The organism is Rhodococcus sp. IEGM 27, from assembly GCF_033142305.1.
Lineage (GTDB): Bacteria > Actinomycetota > Actinomycetes > Mycobacteriales > Mycobacteriaceae > Rhodococcus_F > Rhodococcus_F oxybenzonivorans.
In genome coordinates this window covers 138,877-163,678 of record NZ_JAWLSG010000010.1, presented here as the reverse complement: position 1 = coordinate 163,678, position 24,802 = coordinate 138,877, and the positions used below count along the sequence as shown (strand labels likewise).

The 24,802-nt window shown below is 67.0% G+C and carries 22 protein-coding genes; 11 read left to right on the top strand and 11 right to left on the bottom strand.

What is annotated here, in order from left to right; all coding sequences use genetic code 11:
* Window positions 1-45 precede the first annotated feature (45 nt).
* Together R4P95_RS27515 and R4P95_RS27510 are read left to right on the top strand one after the other, a co-directional pair.
* Window positions 46-591, top strand: a complete 546-nt coding sequence (locus R4P95_RS27515; protein ID WP_317746988.1) for a DUF664 domain-containing protein — start codon at window positions 46-48, stop codon at window positions 589-591.
* Window positions 592-670: 79 nt separating this feature from the next.
* Entirely contained in the window at window positions 671-1,297 is a 627-nt protein-coding gene (locus tag R4P95_RS27510) for a hypothetical protein (protein ID WP_397517755.1), read from the top strand.
* A 46-nt stretch (window positions 1,298-1,343) separates the two neighbouring features.
* Here the strand turns inward: R4P95_RS27510 and R4P95_RS27505 are convergent, their stop codons facing one another.
* The gene (locus R4P95_RS27505; RefSeq protein ID WP_317746990.1) at window positions 1,344-3,080 is read right to left on the bottom strand and encodes a DEAD/DEAH box helicase; all 1,737 of its coding nucleotides are present in this window, start codon (window positions 3,078-3,080) and stop codon (window positions 1,344-1,346) included.
* Between the two features lie 108 nt (window positions 3,081-3,188).
* Between R4P95_RS27505 and R4P95_RS27500 the strand changes: the two genes are divergently transcribed.
* The 4 genes from R4P95_RS27500 (at window position 3,189) to R4P95_RS27485 (ending at window position 7,445) form a co-directional block, all read left to right on the top strand.
* Window positions 3,189-3,986, top strand: coding sequence for a carbon-nitrogen hydrolase family protein (locus R4P95_RS27500; RefSeq protein ID WP_317746991.1), 798 nt, complete (start codon window positions 3,189-3,191; stop codon window positions 3,984-3,986).
* Between the two features lie 69 nt (window positions 3,987-4,055).
* Entirely contained in the window at window positions 4,056-4,685 is a 630-nt protein-coding gene (locus tag R4P95_RS27495) for a phosphoribosyltransferase (protein WP_208961142.1), read from the top strand.
* Window positions 4,686-4,784: 99 nt separating this feature from the next.
* Window positions 4,785-5,489 carry a heme peroxidase gene (locus R4P95_RS27490; protein ID WP_317746992.1) on the top strand — a complete coding sequence of 235 codons (705 nt, stop codon included), beginning with the start codon at window positions 4,785-4,787 and terminating at the stop codon, window positions 5,487-5,489.
* 138 nt (window positions 5,490-5,627) lie between these two features.
* Window positions 5,628-7,445 (top strand): long-chain fatty acid--CoA ligase, encoded by a 1,818-nt coding sequence (locus R4P95_RS27485; RefSeq protein ID WP_317746993.1) that lies wholly within the window; start codon window positions 5,628-5,630, stop codon window positions 7,443-7,445.
* A 48-nt stretch (window positions 7,446-7,493) separates the two neighbouring features.
* On the opposite strand, the gene R4P95_RS27480 is transcribed toward R4P95_RS27485, so the two are convergent.
* Window positions 7,494-8,117: an alpha/beta hydrolase gene (locus R4P95_RS27480; protein ID WP_317746994.1), complete on the bottom strand. Its 624-nt coding sequence runs from the start codon at window positions 8,115-8,117 to the stop codon at window positions 7,494-7,496.
* Window positions 8,118-8,195: 78 nt separating this feature from the next.
* Here R4P95_RS27480 and R4P95_RS27475 point away from each other — a divergent pair, with 78 nt between their 5' ends.
* On the top strand, window positions 8,196-11,678 hold the full coding sequence (locus R4P95_RS27475) for a TM0106 family RecB-like putative nuclease (protein WP_317746995.1): 3,483 nt from the start codon (window positions 8,196-8,198) through the stop codon (window positions 11,676-11,678).
* On the opposite strand, the gene R4P95_RS27470 is transcribed toward R4P95_RS27475, so the two are convergent.
* Window positions 11,663-12,841 (bottom strand): amino acid deaminase/aldolase, encoded by a 1,179-nt coding sequence (locus R4P95_RS27470; RefSeq protein WP_317746996.1) that lies wholly within the window; start codon window positions 12,839-12,841, stop codon window positions 11,663-11,665. The genes R4P95_RS27475 and R4P95_RS27470 overlap by 16 nt on opposite strands.
* 100 nt (window positions 12,842-12,941) lie before the next feature.
* Window positions 12,942-13,586 (bottom strand): TetR/AcrR family transcriptional regulator, encoded by a 645-nt coding sequence (locus tag R4P95_RS27465; protein ID WP_213577092.1) that lies wholly within the window; start codon window positions 13,584-13,586, stop codon window positions 12,942-12,944.
* A gap of 101 nt (window positions 13,587-13,687) precedes the next feature.
* Here R4P95_RS27465 and R4P95_RS27460 point away from each other — a divergent pair, with 101 nt between their 5' ends.
* The gene (locus R4P95_RS27460; RefSeq protein ID WP_317746997.1) at window positions 13,688-15,004 is read left to right on the top strand and encodes a D-arabinono-1,4-lactone oxidase; all 1,317 of its coding nucleotides are present in this window, start codon (window positions 13,688-13,690) and stop codon (window positions 15,002-15,004) included.
* Window positions 15,005-15,014: 10 nt separating this feature from the next.
* Window positions 15,015-16,379 carry an amidase family protein gene (locus R4P95_RS27455; RefSeq protein ID WP_213577090.1) on the top strand — a complete coding sequence of 455 codons (1,365 nt, stop codon included), beginning with the start codon at window positions 15,015-15,017 and terminating at the stop codon, window positions 16,377-16,379.
* A gap of 3 nt (window positions 16,380-16,382) precedes the next feature.
* On the opposite strand, the gene R4P95_RS27450 is transcribed toward R4P95_RS27455, so the two are convergent.
* The 5 genes from R4P95_RS27450 to R4P95_RS27430 all read right to left on the bottom strand — a co-directional run bounded on the left by R4P95_RS27450 (window position 16,383) and on the right by R4P95_RS27430 (window position 21,597).
* Window positions 16,383-17,348: an adenosine deaminase gene (locus R4P95_RS27450; RefSeq protein WP_109331763.1), complete on the bottom strand. Its 966-nt coding sequence runs from the start codon at window positions 17,346-17,348 to the stop codon at window positions 16,383-16,385.
* 26 nt (window positions 17,349-17,374) lie between these two features.
* Window positions 17,375-18,565, bottom strand: a complete 1,191-nt coding sequence (locus tag R4P95_RS27445) for a long-chain fatty acid--CoA ligase (RefSeq protein ID WP_317746998.1) — start codon at window positions 18,563-18,565, stop codon at window positions 17,375-17,377.
* Window positions 18,566-18,644: 79 nt separating this feature from the next.
* Window positions 18,645-19,451: an enoyl-CoA hydratase/isomerase family protein gene (locus R4P95_RS27440; RefSeq protein WP_317746999.1), complete on the bottom strand. Its 807-nt coding sequence runs from the start codon at window positions 19,449-19,451 to the stop codon at window positions 18,645-18,647.
* 26 nt (window positions 19,452-19,477) lie between these two features.
* Window positions 19,478-20,992, bottom strand: coding sequence for an MFS transporter (locus tag R4P95_RS27435; RefSeq protein WP_213577086.1), 1,515 nt, complete (start codon window positions 20,990-20,992; stop codon window positions 19,478-19,480).
* A 2-nt stretch (window positions 20,993-20,994) separates the two neighbouring features.
* Entirely contained in the window at window positions 20,995-21,597 is a 603-nt protein-coding gene (locus R4P95_RS27430) for a PadR family transcriptional regulator (RefSeq protein WP_213577085.1), read from the bottom strand.
* An 80-nt stretch (window positions 21,598-21,677) separates the two neighbouring features.
* On the opposite strand from R4P95_RS27430, the gene R4P95_RS27425 reads away from it, so the two are divergent.
* Window positions 21,678-22,382 (top strand): GNAT family N-acetyltransferase, encoded by a 705-nt coding sequence (locus R4P95_RS27425; protein ID WP_317747000.1) that lies wholly within the window; start codon window positions 21,678-21,680, stop codon window positions 22,380-22,382.
* Between the two features lie 31 nt (window positions 22,383-22,413).
* Window positions 22,414-23,448: a glutathione S-transferase family protein gene (locus R4P95_RS27420; RefSeq protein ID WP_317747001.1), complete on the top strand. Its 1,035-nt coding sequence runs from the start codon at window positions 22,414-22,416 to the stop codon at window positions 23,446-23,448.
* Between the two features lie 14 nt (window positions 23,449-23,462).
* Here R4P95_RS27420 and R4P95_RS27415 read toward each other — a convergent pair whose 3' ends face one another.
* Together R4P95_RS27415 and R4P95_RS27410 are read right to left on the bottom strand one after the other, a co-directional pair.
* Window positions 23,463-23,858, bottom strand: coding sequence for a VOC family protein (locus R4P95_RS27415; RefSeq protein ID WP_317747002.1), 396 nt, complete (start codon window positions 23,856-23,858; stop codon window positions 23,463-23,465).
* Between the two features lie 4 nt (window positions 23,859-23,862).
* Window positions 23,863-24,726, bottom strand: a complete 864-nt coding sequence (locus tag R4P95_RS27410) for a helix-turn-helix domain-containing protein (protein ID WP_317747003.1) — start codon at window positions 24,724-24,726, stop codon at window positions 23,863-23,865.
* Between the last annotated feature and the right edge of the window lie 76 nt (window positions 24,727-24,802).

Below are 24,802 nucleotides of genomic sequence, written 5' to 3'. Positions count from 1 at the left end.
TAAACGCGGACAGAAGGTGTCCTCTATCAGCGCGAGACTGTGTTCATGAACGAGACGACGCACAACGACATTTCCGACGAACGCAGCCTGCTGCTGCTCCTACTCGAGCATCAGCGCACCGCGTTTCGCAACGCCATGTCGGGTCTGACCGAGGAGCAGGCGCGCAGCGTGCCCAGCGCGAGTGAGATGAGTCTGTCCTCCCTCCTCAAACACGTGATCGACGGGGTGGAATCGATGACGGCCCGCGTTCTGGGAACACCGCGCGCCGAGGGGTCCGACCCGGTTGCCGCATGGATGGCGGCCTGGAATGTCGCCGAGGACGAAACCGTCGACGTACTCCTCGCCCGGCTCGATCGAGCCGGGCGAGCCACGGAGGCCGCGATCACCGCGGAACCCGATCTCGGCAGGGACGTTCACCTCCCCGCCGACGTGGCGAAATGGATGACGCCGGGTGTTGTTTTCACTGTCCGCTTCATGCTGGTCCACCAGCTCGAGGAGATGGCCCGCCATGCCGGGCATGCCGACATCATCCGACAGTCCATCGATGGCGCACGGGCCGATACCCTGGCCGGCGGCACCGCCTGGCCCTGACGGGCGCGCAGTGCTCGGGTAGATTCACCGCTCGGACGGCGCTGCAGAGCCGCCCGAAGAGCGACGACGAGGAGTTCAGGTGGACGGTGTGAGCGGAACGCGGCGCGTGGTCGCCGCAGCAGCGGTCGGCATTGTGGCGACTTTCGGTCTGTCAGGAACGGCGTCGGCTCAGCCCTCGGCACCGAGTGTTCCCGGACTCGCGGAATTGCGCGCCCAGGCGGACAGGCCCGGTGAGCAGGTCGCGGTCGAGGCCCTGGCCTCCTCAACGGCGCTTCGGGACGTGGCCGGGACGCACACGCCGTTCCTGTATACGGCACCGACAGTGGGCTGCGGCACCGTCGCCCCGGTCACGCTCACCCTGGCCTCGGGAACCACCGACCCCGCCGCCGCGGCGATCAGCTTCCAGGCGCTCTCCGCCTACCCCGGCGTCGTCCAGTCGTCCGGGCTCACCGTCGCGTGGATCAACACCAATACCGGCGCCAGCGGCATCCTGCCGCTCGACGGCGTCACCGAGGGCGGCTACCCGTCGCTGTCGAAGGTAGTGGCCACCGGACCGGGCACCGTCGTTGCGTCGATCTTCGGCACCGTCGGCTACACCGGCGCCACCTGTTATGTACTGCCCACCGTGGGGACGTTCCTCGTTCCCACCGAGGGTCCTCTACCGGCCGACGCGGCCGGTCAGCCGGCTCCCGCTCCCCCGGCGTAATGACCGGGGGCTCGGCAGGGCCTCTTCTCGGCGAGCCGCGCGGGTACTACTCGCGCGGCTTTCTTCTACTGTCGCGGTCTCCCCGGCCGGGCCTTCCCGACGGTGGGCCGGAGTCGGGCTGAAGCTGGATCAGCACACCGGAGATGCGGGTGCGCCGCAGGGCCTCGAGCGTCTCGCGGGACAGGTCTGCGGGTAGTTCCACCAGGCTGTGATCGGGACGGATGCTGATGTGCCCGAAATCGCTGCGCCGCAGCCCGCCCTCGTTGGCGATGGCACCCACGATGGCGCCGGGCACCACGCGATGCCGCTTCCCCACCGCGATGCGATAGGTGGCGAGTTCCTGACCCTCCGGGCCCCGCGACCGGGTGGGCGGGCCGTCGTCGAATCGACGGGCCGGACGTTCCCGGGGTTCCCGCGGTTCACGCTCGCGACGCGGCGGAGGCGGCGGTTCGGGTGACATCAGGAATGCGTCACCGTCGCGCGACTGCACCGCGAGCGCTGCTGCGATGTCGGCGAGCGGCACGTCGTGCTCCTGCTCGTAGTCCTCGATCATCTTGCGGAACAACGCAAGGTTGTCGGAGGTGAGGCTCTCGGTGATGGAGTCGCCGAACTTCGCGACGCGCTGCGCGTTGACGTCGTCGACGCTCGGAAGCTGCATCTCTGCCAGCGGCTGGCGTGTCGCCTTCTCGATCGCTTTGAGGAGGTGCCGTTCCCGGGGCGCGACGAACAGCAGAGCCTCGCCCGCGCGTCCTGCTCGACCGGTACGGCCGATGCGGTGCACGTAGGACTCCGTATCGTGCGGGATGTCGTAGTTGACCACGTGGGAGATGCGGTCGACGTCGAGACCGCGCGCAGCGACGTCGGTGGCGACGAGGATGTCGAGAGCACCACTCTTCAGCTGGCCGATGGTTCGTTCACGCTGCGCCTGCACGATGTCGCCGTTGATCGCGGCAGCGGAGAACCCGCGGGCGCGCAGGCGTTCGGCAAGATCCTCCGTGGCCTGCTTGGTGCGCACGAAGATGATCATGGCCTCGAACGACTCCACCTCGAGGACACGGGTGAGGGCGTCGAGCTTGCGCTGATGCGCCACCTGCACGTACCGCTGCGAGATGTTGGACGCGGTCGACGTCTTCGACTTCACCGTGATCTCGATGGGATCGTGCAGGTACTGCTTGGAAATCTTGCGGATCGCGCCCGGCATGGTGGCCGAGAACAACGCCACCTGTTTCTGTTCCGGCGTATCGGACAGGATGCGTTCGACGTCTTCCTGGAAGCCCATCTTCAGCATCTCGTCGGCCTCGTCGAGGACGAGGTACGACAGCTTGGACAGGTCGAGCGTGCCCTTTTCCAGGTGGTCGATGACCCGGCCGGGCGTGCCGACGACGACGTGGGCGCCGCGGCGCAGCCCGGACAACTGGACGCCGTAGCTCTGGCCGCCGTAGATCGGCAGCACATGGAGACCCGGAATATGGGTGGCGTACTTACCGAACGCCTCCGCGACCTGCAGAGCCAGCTCACGCGTCGGTGCGAGCACCAGGGCCTGCGGCGACTTCTGGGTGAGGTCGATCCGGGAGAGGATCGGAACCGCGAACGCGGCAGTTTTGCCGGTACCGGTCTGGGCCAGTCCGACGACGTCGTTACCTGCGAGCAGAGGCGGGATGGTGGCTGCCTGGATCGGCGAGGGCGACTCGTAGCCCACATCGGACAGTGCCTTCAAGACCCGATCATCGATGTCGAGGTCGGCAAAAGTGGGCGGTTCGGGTTCACGTTCGATATCACTCATTGACCAGCAGTTTAGTGCACGACTCGGCGCCGCAGCGCCATGCCGGGTAAATACGCGGCCACCGGCACGGGAGACACCTGTGCCGGGTCGTCGCCTAGCGTGGACGGCATGGTCGATGTCGCCGTCATTCAGTTCGCCCCCGGTCAGGACAAGCAGGAGAACGCGAGCACCCTTCGCAGGCTGGCCACCGAGGCGTCGGATCGCGGCGCGCAGGTGGTCGTGGCCCCCGAGTACGCGATGTTCACCGCTCCGCGCACGGACCACCGACTCGTGGAGTCGGCGGAGGGACTGGACGGCACGTTCGTGACAGCGCTGGCCGAGACCGCCGCCCAGCTGCAGATACATCTGGTGGCCGGAGTCAACGAGTTGCTGCCCGGCGACGACCACATCTCCAACACATTGGTGGCCGTCGGCCCGACGGGCGACATCGTTGCCACGTACCGCAAGCTGCACCTCTACGACGCCTTCGGATACAAGGAATCGGAGGTGATCCGCGCGGGCGAGATCGGAACCCCCGAGACGTTCGCCGTCGACGGTCTCACCTTCGGGATGCAGACTTGCTACGACCTTCGGTTCCCGGAGGTCACCCGCCGCATCGTCGACGCAGGCACCGACGTCCTGCTCCTCCCTGCGCAGTGGGTGCCGGGACCGCTCAAGGAGGACCACTGGTCCACGCTCGTGCGGGCACGCGCGATCGAGAACACCATCTACGTGGCCGCGGCCGACCAGAGCGCGCGCACGGGGGCCGGAGCCAGCATGATCGTCGACCCCATGGGTGTGACCGTCGCTGCGCTCGGCGAACGGGTGGGCACCGCCATCGCCACCGTCACCGCAGAACGCATCACCGAGGTGCGTGAGAAGAACCCCGCGCTCGCGTTGCGCAGGTTCACCGTCACAGAGATCTGAGCTGTATTTCCGCGCCCGGAAGTGGAGTAGTTTCGAAGACGAACCGTTCTTCCCGATTCGGAGCGTTCGATGCAGTACACCAGTCGGGCGGACGCCGGTCGTCGGCTGGCCGCCTCACTCGAGCATCTACGCGGAAACGACCTGGTGGTCCTGGGCCTGCCCCGCGGCGGCGTCCCTGTCGCCTTCGAGGTCGCCGCGGCGCTCGCCGCCCCCCTCGATGTGGTTCTCGTACGCAAACTAGGTGTCCCCTGGCAGCCCGAACTCGCGATGGGCGCGATCGGTGAAGGAGACGCCCGCGTCGTCAACGACGACGTCCTTCGGATCGCGCGGGTCAGCAAGACAGCCCTCGCCATGGTCGAGGCCAAGGAGCGCCGGGAACTCGAGCGTCGAGCGCAGGTGTTGCGCGGCGGCAGGAACCGCGTGCCGATACGAGGACGCACCGCCGTCATCGTCGACGACGGCATGGCCACCGGTGCGACGGCGGCAGTGGCCTGCCAGTTCGTCAAGAAGTCGGGGGCGTCGCGCATCGTCGTCGCGGTTCCGGTGGCCGCTCCCGAGGCCGTCTCCCGTCTGCGCGTCACAGCCGACGAGGTGGTCTGCCCGTACACCCCCCTCGACCTCGGTGGCGTAGGCAACGCCTACGACGACTTCCATCAACTTGCAGACAGCGAGGTCACAGACCTGCTCGCCACCATATGACAGTCGTTCTCGAGTAGATCTCAGCGAGAGTGCAACGTTCCTGGAGTGACGGTCGATACACCGGACAGAGCACAGAACAGACTGCCTTTGGAGGATCTCGTGAGCGTCTCTGCCGATACCGTCGAAACCGTGGTGGCCGCTTGTCGCGACCGGCTGGGTGATCCGTCCGGCTGGGTCACCTCGGATGTCTATCGGCACAGCCTCGCCCTGTGCATCATCGAGTCCGTGCAGTCGAGCGCGGGGCACAGCGAGGTCGCCGTCGTCGACCGGTATCTGGCGTACCGCCGGGCGGATGCCGGACGGCCGCTCACCGACGGTGCCCGCGACCTGCTCCGCACGTTCGAGGAGGCAGGCAGTTCGGATCAGTGGGCAGGCAAGGTCGGCTCGTACAAGCGCCGCTACACCGCGACGGGTGTGCCGATCGAGGCACGCCACATCCAGCAGGCAGCCGAGCGACTACACCAGCTCCGCGTCAACAGCATCGACGACCTCCTCGAGGCCGCTCGGGACGAGGCGGCGCTGGAGCAGATCCACCAGGCCTGGGTCGACGTGTGCGGTGAGCACAGCGACGTCACGTGGGCGCACTTCCTGATGCTCGCGGGAATCCCCGGGGTCCGACCCAACCGGGTGGCGGAGGTCTTCGTCAACGGCGCCCTCGGCATCTCGGAGGCGACCGATGCCGGTGCCGCGGACGAAATCCTCGAGGCCACCGCGAGCGAGCTCGGGGTCGACCCCGAGCAGCTCGACTACGCGATCCGGCGGTGGCTTGCGGCCAATTCCCGCCGCCTCGACGACGTCGCGTAGTTACCAGTTTACGTCTGGTTACACATATTCTCGCAGGTCAGAAGCAACTTACCCAAAACGGACATCGGCGCTAGTGCGAAACCCGGACAATTGTGATCGAATGCACATCCGTCATGTTGTTTCAGTGGAGGGGTCATAGTGCGAGAGTTTTCGGTACCGCAGTCGTTCTCAATTCCGGAGGACGCCTCTATGGCCGACTCGGTCTTCCGTCATGCCGAGGAGGATCCGACGTTCGTACCGTTCAAGCGTCCGAGTGACGGCGGCTGGACGGACGTCACCGCCGCCGAGTTCGCGAAGCAGGTCTCGGCAGTCGCGAAGGGTCTGATCGCGTCCGGCATCGAACTCGGTGATCGTGTCGCGATCCTGTCCGCGACCCGGTACGAGTGGGTTGTCATCGACTACGCGATCTGGACGGCCGGCGGTTGCACCGTCGCCATCTACGAGACGTCCGCGCCCGATCAGGCCAAGTGGATCCTCGAGGATTCCGGCACATCGCTGCTCGTGGTCGAGAACGCCAAGCACGCGCAGGCCTTGCGGGTCGTCACCGACGAGGCGACGGATCTGCGGGAGGTGCTGCAGATCGAAGGCGGGTCGAGCGAAGCGACGGGGGAATCATCCGGGGCTATCGAGGAACTGACGAAGCGTGGGCAGAGCGTCACGGACGAGCAGTTGCACGAACGTCGTCACCAGGTGCGCGCATCGTCGCCCGCCACCCTCATCTACACCTCCGGCACCACAGGCCGGCCCAAGGGCGTGCAGTTGACGCACGCCAACTTCTACGCCGAGTCCGCTGCCGTGAAGCTGGCGCTCTCCGATGCGATGTACGCGGGCCGCCGCACCCTGATGTTCCTGCCGCTCGCGCACGTCTTCGCCCGCGCCATCTCGTTCGGCGCCTTCGATGCGAAGGTCACCGTTGCACACACCGCGGATCTGACGACGCTGCTCGACCAGTTCGCCGCGTTCAAGCCGCACTTCATCCTGTCGGTTCCCCGCGTGTTCGAGAAGGTCTACAACTCCGCGAAGCAGAAGGCGTACGACGGCGGCAAGGGCAGCATCTTCGAGAAGGCATCCGCCACCGCCATCGCGTACAGCGAGGCTCAGGACAAGGGTGGCGCCGGCCTCGGGCTCAAGCTCAAGCACGCGCTGTTCGACAAGCTGGTGTACTCGAAGCTGCGCACCGCGCTCGGTGGCGAATGCGACCGTGCCGTCTCCGGTGGTGCGGCTCTCGGTGCCCGGCTCGGCCACTTCTTCCGTGGCGTCGGCATTCCCGTGTACGAGGGTTACGGTCTCACCGAGACCAGCGCCGCCATCTCCGTGAACACCACGTCCGCGCAGAAGATCGGCACGGTCGGCAAGCCGATCGACGGCCATGCCGCGAAGATCGGGGAGGACGGTGAGCTGCTCCTCAAGGGACCCGTCGTCTTCAGTGGGTACTGGCACAACGACCAGGCCACCGCCGACTCGATCCGCGACGGCTGGTTCCACACAGGTGACCTCGGGTCGATCGACGAAGAGGGATTCATCTCGATCACCGGCCGCAAGAAGGAAATCATCGTCACCGCGGGCGGCAAGAACGTGGCGCCGGCGGTCCTCGAGGACGCCCTGCGCGCACATCCGCTGATCAGCCAGTGCCTCGTGGTCGGCGACGGTAAGCCGTTCATCGGGGCGCTCATCACCCTCGACGCCGAGACCCTCCCCGGCTGGAAAGAACGTCACGGGCTGGCCGCCGACACACCGGTGTCCGAACTGGTCAAGAACCCGGACCTGGTCGCGGAGATCGACGAGGCCGTGGCCGAGGGCAACAAGAAGGTGTCCAACCCGGAACGGATCAAGAAGTACCGGATCCTCGAGGTCGATTTCTCGCAGGAAACCGGCGAACTCACCCCCACGCTGAAGCTCAAGCGCAACGTCATCCACAAGGAACACGGCGCGGCCATCGAGGCCATCTACGCGTAAGCGGCTCCGCCCGTGAGTGGCCGAGGAGTGCATCGACTCCTCGGCCACTCACGGGCGCACAGCGGCGTCCAGGATGAAGTCGCGTACCACCGCGGTGACAGCGGGGTGAACCTTCTCGTGCAGTAGGTCGTGGCCGGCGTCGTCGAACTCCCGAAACTCGAGGCCGGCGATTCCCGTCGCCCATGTCCGGATCGGGTCGATGGGTGCGATGCGGTCGTCCACGCCGTGCACGACGAGCAGCGGCATCTCGAGAAGGCCCAACATGTCCGCCGTCTGCGCCGCGGCGGCGGACTTCGGTGTTCCGCACAGAATCGCGCACCGGAAGCCCGCGTTGCCACGCGCGAGGAGTTCCATCGAGACGGCGGCACCGAGCGAATGTCCCATCAACGCCGTCGGGACGTGCGGTGCGCTTTCTTCGGCGAGGGCGGTGAGGAGCGCGCCGTCCTCGGCCAGTTCCGCGACGGATCCCGGCTGGTCGCCTTCGGACAGGCCGTGTCCTGCCTGGTCGATGCCCCACACGCCGATACCTGCCGACGTCAGGGCGCGCGCGAAGCGATGGTAGTGACCCGTGTGCTGACCCATCCCGTGAAAGAACACGAGCTGGGCGACCGGATTGTCGGCCGGCCAATGCCGGTAGTGCACTCGCCCGGAGTGGCCGTCGAAGAAAGGCATGGCTGCCATTCTGGGGCTGTCACACCCCGATGGCACAATCGGGCGCGTGAACTCACCGGCAGAACTGGGGACATAGCTGTGTTCCTCCTCGACGACACGATCGTCTACAGCGCGAGTGATCTCGCCGCGGCTGCCACGTGCGAGTTCGCCTTGCTGCGTCGACTGGACGCCACCCTCGGGTTCGCGGCGGCCGGCGCGGCCTGTTCCCCTTCCGACGACCCCATGCTGCGGCGCACCTCCAGCCTCGGTGACGCACACGAACACCGCAGGCTCGAGCAGTTCCGCGCTGTCTTCGGTGACGGAGTGGTCACGATCGATCGCCCCGACTACACCGCGCTCGGCTTGTTCGAGGCCAATTCCGCTACCGTCGAGGCGATCCGGGCCGGTGCCGACGTCGTGTACCAGGGAACGTTCTTCGACGGCCGCTTCCTGGGTTTCTGCGACTTTCTCGTCCGCGACGGTGACACGTACGCCGTCTACGACACGAAGCTCTCCCGACACGCCAAGGTGTCAGCCCTCCTGCAACTCGCCGCGTACGCGGAAGCCTTGCAGCGCAACGGCATTCCCACCTCCCCGGAGGTGCACCTGCTGCTGGGCGACGACAGCGACTCGTCGCACTCCCTCGGTGACATCGCGCCGGTGTATTCCGCCCGCCGGTCCGCCCTCGAACGGGTACTCGACGAACACCGCGACGAGCAGTCGCTCACCGAGTGGGGTGATCCCCGGTACACGGCGTGCGGCCGGTGCGACACCTGCGGGCCGGAGGTAGAGGGGCACCGCGACCTCCTGCTCGTGGCCGGGATGCGTTCGACGCAGCGGAGTCGGCTGATCGCGGGCGGTATCGACACCATCGATGCGCTTGCAGCGCACACGGGTAACGTCGACGGTCTCGCCGAGCGCAGTCTCGACTCGCTCCGCGCCCAGGCCGCGCTGCAGCTACGGCAGGAGGCATCGGGAACACCCGAATTCGAGGTGTACTCGCCCGGCGCACTCGGCGGGTTGCCCGCACCGGACGACGGGGACATTTTCTTCGACTTCGAGGGAGACCCGCTGTGGGCCGAGGACGGCTCGTCCGACTGGGGTCTCGAGTACCTTTTCGGTGTCGTCGAGGGGCCGACGGCGGGCGAGAAGTCCGCCGCCCCGGTGTTCCGGCCCTTCTGGGCACACAGTCGCGCCGAGGAGCGTCAGGCCCTCGTCGACTTCCTCGACTACGTCATGGACCGCCGCGCCCGCTACCCCGACATGCACATCTACCATTACGCCGCGTACGAGAAGTCGGCGCTGCTACGGCTGGCGGGGCGCCACGGAGTCGGTGAGGAGTGCGTCGACAATCTGTTGCGCGACAACGTTCTCGTCGACCTGTATCCCGTGGTCCGCTCAGCCCTGCGCATCGGCGAACGTTCCTACAGCATCAAGAAACTCGAACCGCTGTACATGCCCGAGCAGCCGCGCGACGGAGACGTCACCAATGCCGCGGCGTCCGTGGTCGCCTACGCCGATTATTGCGATCACCGTGACAACGGCCGCCTCGACGAGGCCCGCGACCTGCTGCAAGGCATCGCCGACTACAACGAGTACGACTGCGATTCCACACTGAGATTGCGGAACTGGTTGCTGTCCCAGGCCGAGAAGTATGGTGTCGCTCTCCGGCCGCCGGGCGCGGCATCCTCTCCCGCCGCGGACGAGTCGACGCCCACGGAATCGGCTCTACGACAGTTCGCCGGCTCCGGAACCGGCGACACCCGCGGGCACGATCAGCAGGCGGCCGCCCTCATGGCGGCCGCGGTCGGATATCACCGCCGGGAGCGGAAGCCCTTCTGGTGGGCGCACTTCGACCGTCTCGTCGTCCCTGCCGACGAGCTGTCGGACATTCGGGACGTTCTGGTGGTCGCCACGGCCGCCGTCGAGGAGACCTGGCACAAGAGCACACCGCGGCAACGCAAGCTTCGTCGGCGCCTGACACTCACCGGACGCTTCGGAACGGGCAGCACCGTCGGCCCCAAGACCACGATGTACGCGCTGTACGACACTCCCGCACCCGAGGCGGTCGCGGGTGACAACCCTCAGCAGAGGGGGACGTCCACCGTCAGCGTGCTCGAGGTCGCCAAGGACGAGCGTCGCCGCGACGTCGTGACGGTCGAGGAGCTTCTCGGCGGCGAGGAGTATGCCGAGCTGCCGGTGGCCGTCACCCCCGGTCCGCCGATCACGACGGACCGCATCGAATCCGCTATCGCGTCCGCAGCCGACACAATGTGCGAAGTCCTGCCCGACCTTCCCCTGTGCGCGTCGGCAGACATCCTGCGGCGCTTCGACCCTCGGACCCGGAGCGGACGAGCGCTTCCATCGGTTCAGGGCACCGACTACGCGGCGGCCATCACCGCCGCCCTCCTCGACCTCGACAATTCCTACGTCGCCGTTCAGGGGCCGCCCGGCACCGGCAAGACCTACACCGGCGCCCGCGTGATCAAGACTCTCGTCGAGCAACACCACTGGCGGGTGGGAGTTGTGGCGCAATCACATTCGGTCATCGAGAACATGCTCGGCGGTATCGTCAAAGCCGGCGTGCCCGCGGAGTTGGTGGCGAAAAAGGACGGACGGCACCGCGCTGCGACGTGGACGGAGATCGGCTCCAACGACTATCCCGGATTCATCGCCGAGGCGGAGACCACCGGATGCGTGATCGGGGGTACGGCCTGGGATTTCGCGAATACCGATCGGGTGCCACCCGAAAGTCTCGATCTTCTGGTGATCGACGAGGCCGGACAGTTCGCGCTGGCCAACACCATCGCGGTCGGCGGCGCTGCCCGTAACCTCCTGCTACTCGGTGACCCGCAGCAGCTTCCGCAGGTCAGTCAAGGCACTCATCCCGAACCCGTGGACACGTCCGCGCTGGGCTGGCTCGCCGAGGGGCACGGTGCGCTGCCCCCGAGCCGGGGCTACTTCCTCGAACGCACCTGGCGGATGCACCCGCAGCTGTGCGCACCGGTGTCGGTGCTGTCGTATGACGGGAAGCTTCGGTCTCAGGAAAAGGCAAGCACCGCGAGAAGACTGGATGGCATGGAACCGGGAGTGCACACGGTCGTCGTCGATCATCAGGGCAATGCCACCCAATCACCCGAGGAATCGCGGGAAGTGGTCAATCGGATCACCAAGCTGCTCGGGGCCGGGTGGACCGACCCCAGCGAGTTCGACGGCACGCGCCCACTGGGCGAATCCGACATTCTGGTGGTGGCGCCGTACAACGCCCAGGTGGCGCTCATCGAGCGGGATCTCGCGGCGGTCGGACTCGACAAGGTAGAGGTGGGAACGGTCGACAAGTTCCAGGGACGCGAGGCGGCCGTCGCTATCGTGTCGATGACGGCGTCCGCGATCGAGGATGTGCCCCGCGGTATGTCGTTCCTGCTGTCCCGTAACCGGATGAATGTGGCCGTCTCCCGCGGCAAGTGGGCTGCCGTCATCGTCCGATCGGAATCCCTGACGCGGTACATGCCGAGCACACCGGAAGGGTTGACCGAACTCGGCGCCTTCATGCGCCTGTGCACGGATCAACCGAAGCACTGACCTTCGCCGCGATAGGTAGGTACCACGGTGCGGGAGCCGTCCGACTCGACAAGATGCAGCTCGGTGAATCGTTCGCACAGCTCACCCGCCTTCGCGTGCCGAAACCACACGCGGTCGCCGACCGCGAGTGACCGTGCCGCCCTCCCGGTCACGGGTGTCTGTACCTCCCCGGCACCTTCGTTGCGCAGCAGAGCCAGGCCGGTGGGCCACACGGGCCTGGGCACGCGGGCGGAGCCTGCAGGTCCGGAAGCGATGTAGCCGCCGCCGAGCAAGGTTGCGATTGCGGGCGCAGGTCGGCGGACCGCAGGCAGTGCGAAGTACAGGGCGGGATGCGGACGGAAGGACCGGTACCGGTCGAACAAGGTGGGAACGTACAGACCCGATCCGGCGGTCACCTCGGTGACCACCGGGTCTGCCGAGCTCACCTCCAGGGAGCCGGTGCCTCCGCTGTTCACGATGGAGAGGGTCCCCACAGCCGTCTGCACCGCATCCACGACGGCGCTGCGACGGGTGGCGAGTTCCTTCGCCGACGCGCGTTTGACCCATCTCACCGGCAGGCTCGAGTCGGGTAACCCGGCGATCTGGGCCTCGTAGAACATCACCCCGACGACGGCGAATCCGCGCTTCTCGGCGCGCGTGGCGAGACCGGCGACCTGCGACGGTAGGTGCAGCGGTGAACGGCGTACTCCCACATGCACGGGCCCGAGGCGCAGCGACGCGTCCACGTCGATGCACAGCCTGGCGGGGACGGATTCGGTGCCTGCTGCGGCGGCGATGAGGTCGAGGTGCTCGTCGCTGTCGACCATCAGCGTGATTCGGTCGAGAAGGACGGGGTCGGACGCCAGTTCGGCGAGCGCGCCGCGGTCCGCGGTGGGATATCCCATGAGAATGTCCTGGGCGCCGGAGCGGGCGAGCCACATGGCTTCGCGCAGCGAGTACGTCATGATGCCGCGAAACCCGTTGTCGGCCGTAAGACTTCGGCCGAGCGCGACCTCGAGGACCGCGCGGCAGCGTACCGACTTGCTGGCGACGCGGACCGGTGTACCCCCGGCTCGTCGCACGAGATCCCGCGCGTTGGCGCGCAGTGTCGGTAGGTCGACCGCGGCCAGCGGTGGATCGACCTCCGCCGTGGAGGCGATGAGGCGGTCGAGCGTGGGGGTCACGGTTCGTCCAATCGTTGCCGCGGGAGGCTGACTCGAACCGTCAGTGAACCACCGTGTTGGACGATTGTCCAGATTGTCTCGGTCGGACGAGTCCCCAGGATCAGGAGTGCTCGACGGCCTTCGACGCGATGATGTGCACCAGGTCGTCGAGCGCCGCGATCATGGCCTCGCTGTCGCGGTCGACGAGCCACCGCAGCACCAACCCGTCCAGCATGGCCAGGCCGAAACGCGCGATGGACTCGACGGGCGTGCTCCAGCCGACGTCGGCAATCCGCGCACACTCCGCGAGGAACTCGATGGCCTCATGGTCCATGGTGCGGTATTGCCGCCCGGCGATGTCGCCCGCCCGTTCACTACCGGAGGCGCGATGCCGGAGCGCCTGGGCGGTGATTTCGTAGGTGAGTAGCTGCTGGTCCGGGGTGGCCTCGATAATCGGCCACATCCCGCTGATCCCGATGTGGAGAAGTTCACGCAATCCCGCGGCCCCCCGCAGGTCCGACGCGTGCCGCACCTGCCCGAAAGCCAGCCTCATCGATTCGCTGAGCTGCAATATCAGGCTCTCCCCCATTGCGGCGAGCAACTCTTCCTTGCTCTCGAAGCAGTAATGCACCACCCCGAGCGACACGCCGGCCTCCTCGGCTACGGCTCGAACCGTGACCGAAGCGACGCCGCGTTGCTCCGCGATGGAGAGGGCCGATTCGACGAGTTGAGCGCGACGTTCGTCCGCGGGGAGCCTGTTCAGCATTCTCCGATCGTAGGACCTGAGGCCGTACCGGCACGGGACAACACGGGGTTGCGCAGGAGCCGTCATTTGCCTGGACGAGCGTCCAGGTTCATGATGAGCCCATGGGACAGGACACGTGGCACAACTGGGCGGGCACCGAAACGGCAAGCCCGTACCGTTATGCGACGCCCCGTTCCGTCGACGAGCTGAGCGCCCTGGTATCCGAGGCCGCGGAGCGAGGGCTTCGCGTGAAGGCGGTGGGAGCTGCGCATTCGTTCACCGGGGTCGCAGTCACGGACGGGATTCTCGTCAGCCTCGACAATCTGTCCGGAATCGAATCCGTGACGCTCGACGACCGTGCAGGCGCTCTCGTCACCGTATTCGCGGGCACCCGGTTGTACGAGCTGAACGAACAACTGTGGCACCGCGGATTGGCCATGATCAATCTCGGCGACATCGATGTGCAATCGGTGGCGGGCGCCCTCTCGACCGGCACCCACGGCACCGGAGGGCGTTTCGGTGGCCTCGCCACTCAGGTCCGCGCATTGCAGGTGGTGCTGGCCGACGGTTCGATCGTCGAATGTTCGCCGGCCGAGAATCCCGACTTGTTCGAGGCTGCGCGTCTGGGCCTCGGCGCTGTGGGAATCATCTCCAAGGTCACGTTGCAGTGCGTCGCGCACTTCGTGATACACGCTGTGGAGGCGCCCGGGTCATTGGACTCGACGCTCGATCGGCTCGACCACGACCGCACCGGGGTGGACCATTTCGAGTTCTACTGGTTTCCCCACACTCGGCGGGTGCTCACCAAGCGCAATACCCGGCTGCCCGGTGACACTCCGATCTCGCCCCTTCACCCGCTCCGCGCCTACGTCGACGACGAGGTGCTCGCGAATTTCGTCTTCGAGGGCATCAATCGGGTGGCTACCCTTGCGCCGTCGGCGATCCCGAAGATCAACCAGCTCTCCTGTCGCGTTCTGGGCACACGCGAGTACACGGATCGGAGTTATCGCGTCTTCGCCTCGCAGCGGCGGGTGAAGTTCCGCGAGATGGAGTACGCGGTACCCGTCGAGGCACTCCCCGATGCCCTCGCCGCCATCGATTCGTGGGTCGAGAATTCCGGTTTCACGGTGGCGTTCCCCGTGGAGGTGCGGTTTGCCGCCGCGGACGACGTGTGGTTGTCGACGGCGAACGGCCGGAACACCGCATACATCGCGGTCCATCAGTACTACCGCCGCGACCACGAGCCCTACTTCGCGGCGGTCGAAGCCATTGCCCGCGCGGTGGACGGCCGTCCGCATTGGGGAAAGATGCACGGCCGCACGGCCGACGACCTGCGCACCACCTACCCCGACTTCGACAGGTTCGTCTCCGCACGCGACAAGTACGATTCCGCGCGAATGTTCGGCAACGCGTACCTGCAGCAGGTCCTCGGTCGCTAACGTGGTCTAGGTGCCCCCCAGTCGATCTTTCGATCGTCGCGCATTTCTCCGCGTTGCCGGAATCTCCGGAGCGGCAGCGCTCGGCGTCACCGTGCTCGGCGCCTGCGGCGAACGCCTCCACGACCCGGAAGTCCCCCCGTTGCCCGACGGCAGCCTGTTCGACCCGAACGCAGGCACCTCCGAGTTCGTGCCCACCGACAAGGCGACGTGGCGTCTGCAGGGCGCTCCGCTCGTCGCGCCGACCGGTGACGGCGCGCTTGCCGGACTACGGGTTGCAGTCACCGACCTGTATGCCGTGGCCGGCAGGCAGATCGGGGCAGGCAGTGGGCGGTGGCTGGCCGGGGCGCCCGTCGAAACCACCACCGCCATAGCGGTGGCACGTCTTCTCGAGCACGGCGCCGAGGTCGTGGGTATTGCTCAGACCGACGACCTCGGTTACGGCCATTCGGGTGTCAATCAGCAGTTCGGGACGCCGCCGAATCCGCGGGCGGAGGACCGCTTACCGGGCGGAGCAACGTCGGGGGCGGCGAGCGCGGTCGCTCAGGGCGAGGCCGACATCGGACTCGGAATCGACACCACCGGGTCCGTCCGCATCCCCGCGTCGTATCAAGGCCTGTACGGGTTCTCGCCGTCGCGCAGTGCCGTGTCCAGTGAAGGCCTCCTTCCCCTCTGCCCGACCTTCGACACTCCAGCGTGGGTGTGCAGTGACATCGACACTCTCGCAGCCGTGTCGGGCGTGCTGCTTCCGCTCACAGCGGAGCGCCCCTTCGCCACAGCGCTGAGTTCGGACGGAATCAATGCCGTCGCCGACGCCGGTGTCCTCGCTGCGGTGCGGCGCGCACTCACCGCCTGGGAGAAGAGCAGCCTGCCGCGACTCGTGCGCACCGACACGGACATCGGCCGGCTACCCGACTGGTACGACGCCGTCAGCGACGTGCAGGGGTACGAGGCTTGGCGGCTGCACGGCGAGTGGATCGGGCAGGCGATCACCTCGCTCAGTGACGAACCGCGCCGCAATTTCGCCGCCGCAGGGCGGATCTGGGACTCGACGTACGCCCGTCAGATGAGAGTGCTGGCCGAGGCCTCCGACACGATCACCCGTTTCATCGGGAACAGTCTGCTGGTGCTGCCTGCGACCTCCTCGGCTGCGCCGCCGAGGCAGAACGACCCGAGCGGCGAACGCTTCCGGAACATCATGCGCACCACCGGAATGCTCACCTCGCTGGCGACCATCTCCGGCCTTCCCAGTGCAACGGTGCCCCTACGCACGGACGACGGAATCCCGGTCGGGCTCTGCGTGGTGGGCCCTTTCGGGCGCGATCGCGACGTGCTGGCGGCCGTCACCAGTGTCGGCGACGCCGGGCTGACCGACTGAACCTCAGCGCCGGAGAAGTTCCGCTTTGCGTGCCTCGGTCGCGAACGAGGCCTTGATGGAGTTGCGCGCCAACGTGTCTTGTTCGGCGTCCGTGAGCCCGAGCTGATCACGCAGCTGAGCGAAATTGTCGTCGACGTATCCACCGAAATAGGCGGGATCGTCGGAGTTCACGGTAACCACCAGTCCGGCGTCGAGCATGGTCCGCAGAGGATGCTCGGCGAGGGAGTCGACAACGCACAAGCGCACGTTGGACAGCGGGCACACGGTGAGGGGAATCTCCTCGTCCACCAGTCGTTCGACGAGCGCCGGGTCCTCGAGGGCTCGCACGCCGTGGTCGATGCGCTCGGCACCGAGGAGGTCGAGCGCCTGCCAGATGTACTCCGGCGGACCCTCTTCGCCGGCGTGCGCCACCACGTGCAGTCCTTCCGCGCGGGCGCGGGCGAAGACGTCCTCGAACAGTGACGGCGGATTGCCCCTCTCCGCCGAATCGAGTCCCAGCCCGATGATCGGAGACTGCAACCGAAGAATCTCCGAGAACATCTCTTCCGCTTCGCTGACCGGACGGTCACGCAGAATTGCAGCGATAGCCGCACTACTGAGCCCGAACTCGCGCTCGCTGCCGGCGACAGCGTCCATGATTCCGTCGAGAACTTCGGTCAGCGGCACACCACGATTGATGTGCGCCTGCGGATTGAAGAAGAACTCGACGTGCGCCACACCGGCCGCCGATGCCCGGGCGAAGTAGGCGCGGGTCAGGTCGGCGAAATCCTGGGCGGTCCGCAGAACCTGCATGTTGGCGAAGTAGAGATCGAGGAAGGACTGCAGGTCGGTGAATTCGTACCGCGAACGCAGATCGTCCAGGTCTGCGTACGGCAGTGGCACCGCGTTGCGTTCGGCGAGCCCGAAGATCAGCTCGGGTTCGAGCGACCCCTCGATGTGCATGTGCAACTCGGCGACTGGGAGGTTCACGGGAATGGTGCCTGCTTTCTCGGCGCCTAGGCGGCGACGTCGCGTTCGACGATACGGACGAAGCCGTCGCCGTCGATACTCGCGGTGTCGCCGGTGTGAAACCAGCCACCCATGAAGCTCCGTGCGGTGGCCTCCGGGCGGTTCCAGTAGCCACGTGTCACACCCGGTCCCCGACAGCACAATTCACCGAATCCGTGCTGCGCTTCCGGGCCGAACAGCGCCACCTCCATTCCACCGAACGCGATTCCCACACTTCCGGCGTGGGTCAATGCACATTCGTCGGGAAGGGCCAGTCCGGCGCCGCACGTTTCGGTCATCCCCCACCCCAGGAAGTGCTTGGCGGCCGGGAATGTTCTGCGCAGGAACTGGGCCTGCTCGACGGACAGGCCGGCGCCGCTGTAGTCGATCCACCGCACTGCCCGACGACCGAAGTTGGTCACCGGGGACTCCTCGACCGCACGCAGGAGGGTGGCCGGCGCCGCAGTCAGAACGTCGGCGCCCGTTCCACGCCACGACGCGGAATCCGTGCTCGTCGTCAACAGGGCGGTGCCGCCCACCACGAGTGTCGACAATAATTCGACGAGCGATCCGACGGTGTGCAGTTCGGGGTCGACCAGCAAGTTACGCAGTCCCTCCGAGCTGAACCGCCGCGCGTGGATCACCGATTCGAGGGTGGACAGGACGTTCTCGTTGCTCAGTTCGACACCCTTGGGCGAGCCGTCACCGGTGTACGACAGCAGCACCAGTTCCTCCGGACCGGCGCCGTCGTCGATGAACGAGATTCCGTCGGGAAGCTCCCCGTCGAGGACCATCACCGACTCGCTGTCGGCGAGGACCGTGTCGGTGGCGGACTGGTCCAGTTCCGGACCCACCCCGACCGGTACCCCGCCTGCGAGGAGGACGCCGAGGAAGGCTTCGACCCATCGCACTCCCACCGGTTGCCGGACGGCCACCCGGTCGCCGATCTCGACTCCCCTCGTTTTCAGGCCGCCGGCCACCCGGGCCGCCGACGTCCACAACTGCGAGAAGGTGAGCGTCCGGCCACTGCCCTCCTCGACCGCCACCCTGCCCGCGTAACGGTGCACGGCGATGTCGAGCAGTTCGGTGAGTGACGGCGTGAGAGCGCCGTACCGGAGGAGGCCGTCGCGTCCGCGGGCCATCCGGTCGTCGTGGAAGAAGGCGGAACTGCACGGGTACTCGACGAGGGACGACGGCATGTGGACCTCCGCTGACTGACCGGAACGCTGCCCCGACTATATGACGCCGGTCACAATCGTGTGCACAGTCCGGGCGACTCTAGCGGCCTCGGTACGAGGCCTTGCCCGGCCCGTCGGTAAGAAAACTGCGGACCGCACCCGACAGATCTTCGGTCTCGAAGAGCGCGCCGGACACTTCCGGTGTGATCGAGTCGGCGTGCGCCACTCCACCGGATCGCCATGCGGAAATGATCTGTTTCGTCGCATCGTGGGCGCGGGTCGGTCCGTCCGCAAGGCGCGTGGTCAGTGCCCGGGCCTCGGTGTCGACGTCGTCGTGGACCGCGTTCACCACACCCCAACCCTGCAGTGTCGCGGCGTCGTACAGATCTCCGGTCATCACCAGTTCGCGGGCACGGCCGGAACCGGCACGCTCGGCCAGTCGCTGAGGTCCCCCCATCGACGGAGTCAGACCCACCACTGTCTCGACCAAACCGAACTTCGCCTTCGGTGCGGCCAGAATGATGTCGCAGGCGAGGGCGATCTCGAATGCCGCAGTCAGGGTCAGTCCATGGGCGGCGTAGACCACCGGGCACGGCAGTGCCTCGATCGGATGGCAGATGTCCGCGAACAGCTGCTGCCACAAATCCGCAGCCTGCTCGGCGCTGAGCCCGTCGAAGAGATGGACGTCGACGCCCGCCGATACCACTTTGCCCTCCGCACGCAGCAGCACGGCACGCGGCGGGTTTTCGGTGAGAGTCGCGACATCGGCCTGGACGGCGTCGAACATGGCCTGGTCGAAAAGGTTGAGCGGGCCGTGGGCGAACGTGAGGGTCGCGAACTCGGCACCCGCATCGGTGCGGACGCGTTCGAGTCGGGTGGGGTGCGATGCGACAGCGGGATCGGTCATGCCGCCACACTGCCACACCGGCAGCGTCAGTCCTGTAGCGACGATTCGCTGCTCGTCTCGACGTCGACGGTGTCGTCGGAATCCTTCTCCCGCAGCGGGCGCGCGAAGCAGACGGACGCAACGAAGCCGACCAGCAGAATCGCGGCGGGTAGCCACACCGATTGGGACATGGCCGTGGCGAACGGGTCTTTCATGACCTCGGGCAGCTCGCCGACACCGGCGTCCTGGCTACCGCCTGCCATCCCCTGCGCGGACAGCCGCGCAGTAATGAGCGCGCCGATGGCGGCGCTGCCGAGCACGGCCCCGACCTGGCGGGTGGTGTTGTACACGCCGGCCCCTGCGCCCGCCTGATGCGGCGGCAGGTTGTGGGTGGCGGTGGCAGCGAGCGGGGACCAGATACACGAATTGGCCAGGCCGATCAGACCGATGGGGAGCAGCAGCTGCCAGATGGCGACACCGGGCGACATGACCATCGCCAGCCAGCCCAGCGCGATCGCGAACAGCAGGAAGCCCGTACCGGCGATGTACCGCGGGTGCGTACGGTCCACCAGCCTCCCGACGAACGGGGCGAACACACCGGTGAAGACAGCCATCGGCACCAACAACAAGGCCGACTCCGTAGGCGACAGGCCGCGCACGCCTTGCGTGTAGAACATCAGTGGCAGAACCATGGCCGTGACCGCGAACCCCATCGCGGTGATCCCGACGTTGGCGAGGGCGAAGTTGCGATCCCGGAACAAGCTCAACGGCAGCAACGGTTCCTTGCGATTCCACGACTGATACCAGACGAAGATCCCGATGAGGACCACCCCGGCGCCGATCGACAGCCACACGATTCTCGACCAGTCGTACGAACTGCCCTCCTGGATGCCGAACACGAGCAGGAACATGCCCGACGCACTGAGCACGACACCCGGGATGTCGAACTTGTGCGCGTGGGTTTCGAGCGCGGGAACGAGCCGCCATGCGAGCACGAACGCGATCACGCCGACCGGCACGTTGACGATGAAGATCCATTCCCAGCCCAGGTTGTCCACGAGCACACCGCCTGCGAGGGGACCGACCAACGTCGCGACGCCCGCCACCGCGCCCCACAGGCCCATCGCCCTGCCGCGCCCGTCAGGCGGGAAGGTACGGGTGATGACGGCCATCGTCTGCGGTGTCATCAGCGCGGCACCGAGTCCCTGGAACACCCGGGCGACGATCAGCATCGTGACGGTTCCGGACAGGCCGCACCACAGCGATGCGCCGGTGAACAGCACGAGGCCGATCAGGTAGACGTTCTTGGGTCCGAATCGGTCACCGAGCCGGCCGGTGACGAGGAGGGGAACCGCGTACGCCAGCAGGTAGGCGCTGGTGACCCACACCACGCTGGTGATGTCGGTACGCAGGTCTGTCAGGATCGCCGGGTTGGCCACCGCCACGATGGTGCTGTCGACGAGGATCATGAAGAACCCGATGACCAGCGCCCACAGAGCGGGCCAGGGGTTGCCCTGTTCGGGCGGGGCGGCGGCAAGTCGTGCGGTGCTCTCGGTATCCATCGTCAATCCTTTGCTGAACCGGAATGGTCCGGGCGTGCGAATGTCAGGCCTTCGAGGAATTCCAGCCAGGACAGCGTTCCGGAGTCGATATCGCTCACGAGCGCGCGGAGCCAGTCGCGTTCCGCGCGGGCGACAGTGAGCAGATACTCGTTCCCCAGGTTGAAGATGCGCGGCGGTGCCTCGTTGCCGTCGGCGGAGGCCACGAGTTCGTCGATCTCCTGATCGAGGCGGCCGAGACGCTCGCGCAGCAGGTCTACTACCGCACCCGACTCGAGGTTGTGCGCCTCCGCGAGCGCGAGCGGAAACTGCGGGTACTCCCGGGCGGGGGCGGCGAGCATGTCGCTCACCCGGCGGCCGAGGGCGTCCCGCCCGGAGTCCGTGATCTCGTACATCGTGCGCTCGGGCCGGTTGCCCGCCCTATCGGTGCCCGTGGTGCGCACCAGGCGTTCGGCCTCGAGCCTGTTGACGGTGTGGTAGAGCGATCCCGGCCTGATCTTCACCAGGCGTCCGCGACGGGTGTCGGCGAGTTGGTACATCTCGTACGGGTGCATCGTTCGCTCGTTGAGTAAACCGAGAATGGTGACGGCGAGCGGCGTCAGCACCATCCGCATCGCCTTCCGCCATCGAATACTCCACACGGAATATACCGGACCGGCCACACGGGATCAGCGGTTACCGTTGCTGCGTGGATCCGCATCATCTCGACATCGTTCGACTCGCCTGGTCGCGTGAACTCGGACTCCCCGACGACACGCTCACGGACTGGCCCGGCCGGGCCACCCGTGCCGATCCCGAGGCGGACACCCTCCGTTTCCTGGACCTGCGGGGCACCTCGGCCATGGTGGGCCCCGACTGGATACTCCGGCGCGCGGAACGACTCTCGGACCGGGACCTGACCGAACCCGCAACTCTGCTCGGCCTCGTCCAGGATCGTTCGGGCCGCTGCTCCGGACCGCTCACGCTCTGGTTCACCAGCGACTATCAGGAACCGGTGACCGGGCGACCGCCTGTGGTGTCGGACGACCGCGGGCACGTGCGGGAACTGGAGACCGTCTGCCCACCGGACGACGTGACCGAAGCCCACCTGAGCACTCGAGACCGGTGGTTCACGATCCTGGACGACGCGCAGCAGCCGGTCAGTTCCGCCGGGTACAGCGAATTCCAGGGATTCGTCGCCGATGTCGCGGTCCTCACCGCTCCCCTCTTCCGATGCCGGGGGCTCGGCACCCAGGCCGCCGGAATCGCCACCGACGATGCGCTCGACAGCGGACTGATCGCCCAGTTCCGCGCACCGCGCGACGCCCCGGCCTCCCGTCGGCTCGCTGCCCGCTCGGGTTACCGCGAACTCGGAACGTACATCGAGGTCACCGTCGCGCGAAGTACGCTGTGAGACACCATCGACGGACGAGGACGGGTCGATCATGACTGAGCAGAAACAGGACGAATCGGGTTCGGCCGGCTATGTCGATCCCGGTTCCGAGTTCACTCGGGACACTCACTACATCGCCACGCGGATCACCGCTGACGGACGAGACGGGTACCCGGTCGAGCCGGGCCGCTATCGACTCGTGGCCGCGCGAGCGTGTCCTTGGGCGAATCGGGCGATCATCGTGCGGCGGCTGCTCGGACTCGAGGACGTGTTGTCGATGGGCCTGTGCGGCCCGACCCACGACGAGCGGAGCTGGACCTTCGACCTCGACCCGGGCGAGGTCGACCCCGTGCTGAAGATCCCGCGCCTGCAGGACGCCTACTTCGCGCGTTTCCCGGACTACGAGCGCGGCATCACCGTTCCCGCGATCGTCGACGTGCCCACCGGGCAGGTGGTCACCAACGACTATCCGCACATCACCCTCGATCTGTCCACCGAGTGGACGCAGTACCACCGCGAGGGAGCGCCCGAGCTCTACCCGGAGGAGCTTCGCGACGAGATCGACGAGGTGGCCGAGCTCGTCTTCCGTGATGTCAACAACGGCGTGTACCGCTGCGGTTTCGCCGGCTCACAAAGCGCCTACGAATCCGCATACGACCGCCTGTTCGCGCGCCTCGACTGGCTCGAGGAGCGGCTGACCACCCGCCGGTACCTCGTGGGCGACACCATCACCGAGGCGGATGTGCGGTTGTTCACCACATTGGCCCGATTCGACGCCGTCTACCACGGGCATTTCAAGTGCAATCGCAACAAGCTCAGTGAGATGCCTGCCTTGTGGGGCTACGCGCGTGACCTGTTCCAGACCCCGGGATTCGGGGACACCATCGACTTCGTTCAGATCAAGCAGCACTACTACATGGTGCACACCGACATCAATCCCACCGGCATCGTCCCGAAAGGCCCGGACCTGTCGGGCTGGTTGCAGCCGCACGGACGCGCGCAGCTCGGTGGCAGGCCGTTCGGGACCGGCACACCGCCGCCCCCGCCGCGGACCGGGGAGGAAGTGCCCGCGGGCCACGGCGCCTGAGCGGGTGGGGCCGTCTACGCGCCGGTGTAGGTGCCGAAGCTCCAGAACACGCCCTCGGGATCACGGCAGGTGAATCCGCGCGATCCGTAGTCTTCGTCCCGCAGTCCGCGAACGATCGTGGCGCCGGCAGCGACCGCGCGCTGGTGGAGGGCGTCGGGGTCGTCTACGACGAGGTACACCGAGCCCGTCCCTGGCGGCAGGTCGCTGATGACCGAGTCCTCACTGGGCGAGCCGAGCATGATCCCGCCGCCCTTCGGCCAGCCGAGTTCGGCGTGATCCACCCGGTCGCCCCCGCCGTACACCGCCTTCTCGACGAATCCGAAGGTGTCGACGAGGAAGCGGATCGCGGCGCGCGCGTCGCGGTAGACGAGGGTGGGCCATACACACGTAATTTGCGTCGAAGTAGTCATGTCGTCACTCTGCGCCGTCGTCGTGGTCGGAGTCTTGGACAAATGAGAACGGTTCGTTCTCGCGCCACCGCGACGGTGCGACACCCGCGAGGTCACGCCAGTCGCGGGCCATGTGCGCCTGGTCGTAATAGCCGCACCGTGCGGAGACCTCGGCGAGCGTGACGCAGTGGGCCCGCTTCAGCATCCGGTGCGAGCGGTGAAAGCGCGACAACCGCGCCACATCTTTGGGCGTGACGCCGTACTCCGCAACGAATCGATTCACCAGATGCCTTCTGCTCCAACCTATGTCGCGAGCGACCGCATTCACTCGCACCGCCCCGTCACCGGCGAGCAACGTCCAGGCCCGCACGAGATGGGGGTCGATCTCCGCGTCGGCGATGCGCCGCCCGAGTACCTCGTCGAGAATGCGGAACCTCTCCTCCCATACCGGTTCGAGGGACAGCCGTTCGACCAGTTCCGTCGCATCGGCACCGAGGAGGTCGTCGAGTCCGACCACCCAGGCACCGAGGGCCGACGCGGGCACGCCCAGCAGAGCCCGCGCACCGCGGGGACTCAACGCCAGCTGGATCCCGTGCTGATTGCCGTCGTGCCGAATCGTCACCGGCGCCGTCGCGATGCCACTGGCAAGCGTGTCGTAGAAGCCGGGCGCCTGCTCCGCCGCGGCCTGCTCGGCGATCTCGAGCGGCGCATCGAGCGACACGACGACGGTGAGCGACGGCGAGGGCAGACCGAGGTGAAGTCCGGGCTCGAATCCCGTCAGGCGATAGCCTTCGTACCCCGACACCAGGGCGCGCAGCGGCGGGGCCGGTCGACGGCGCGCACCGTCGGACACGCCCCGAACCGGAGAAACGCTGCCCGCGACAGTCACGACAACAGCGTAAGCACCGCCACCGCCGTCGGCCACCGTCTTTTCCCACCTACAGTCGTATCCGGCACACTCGAAG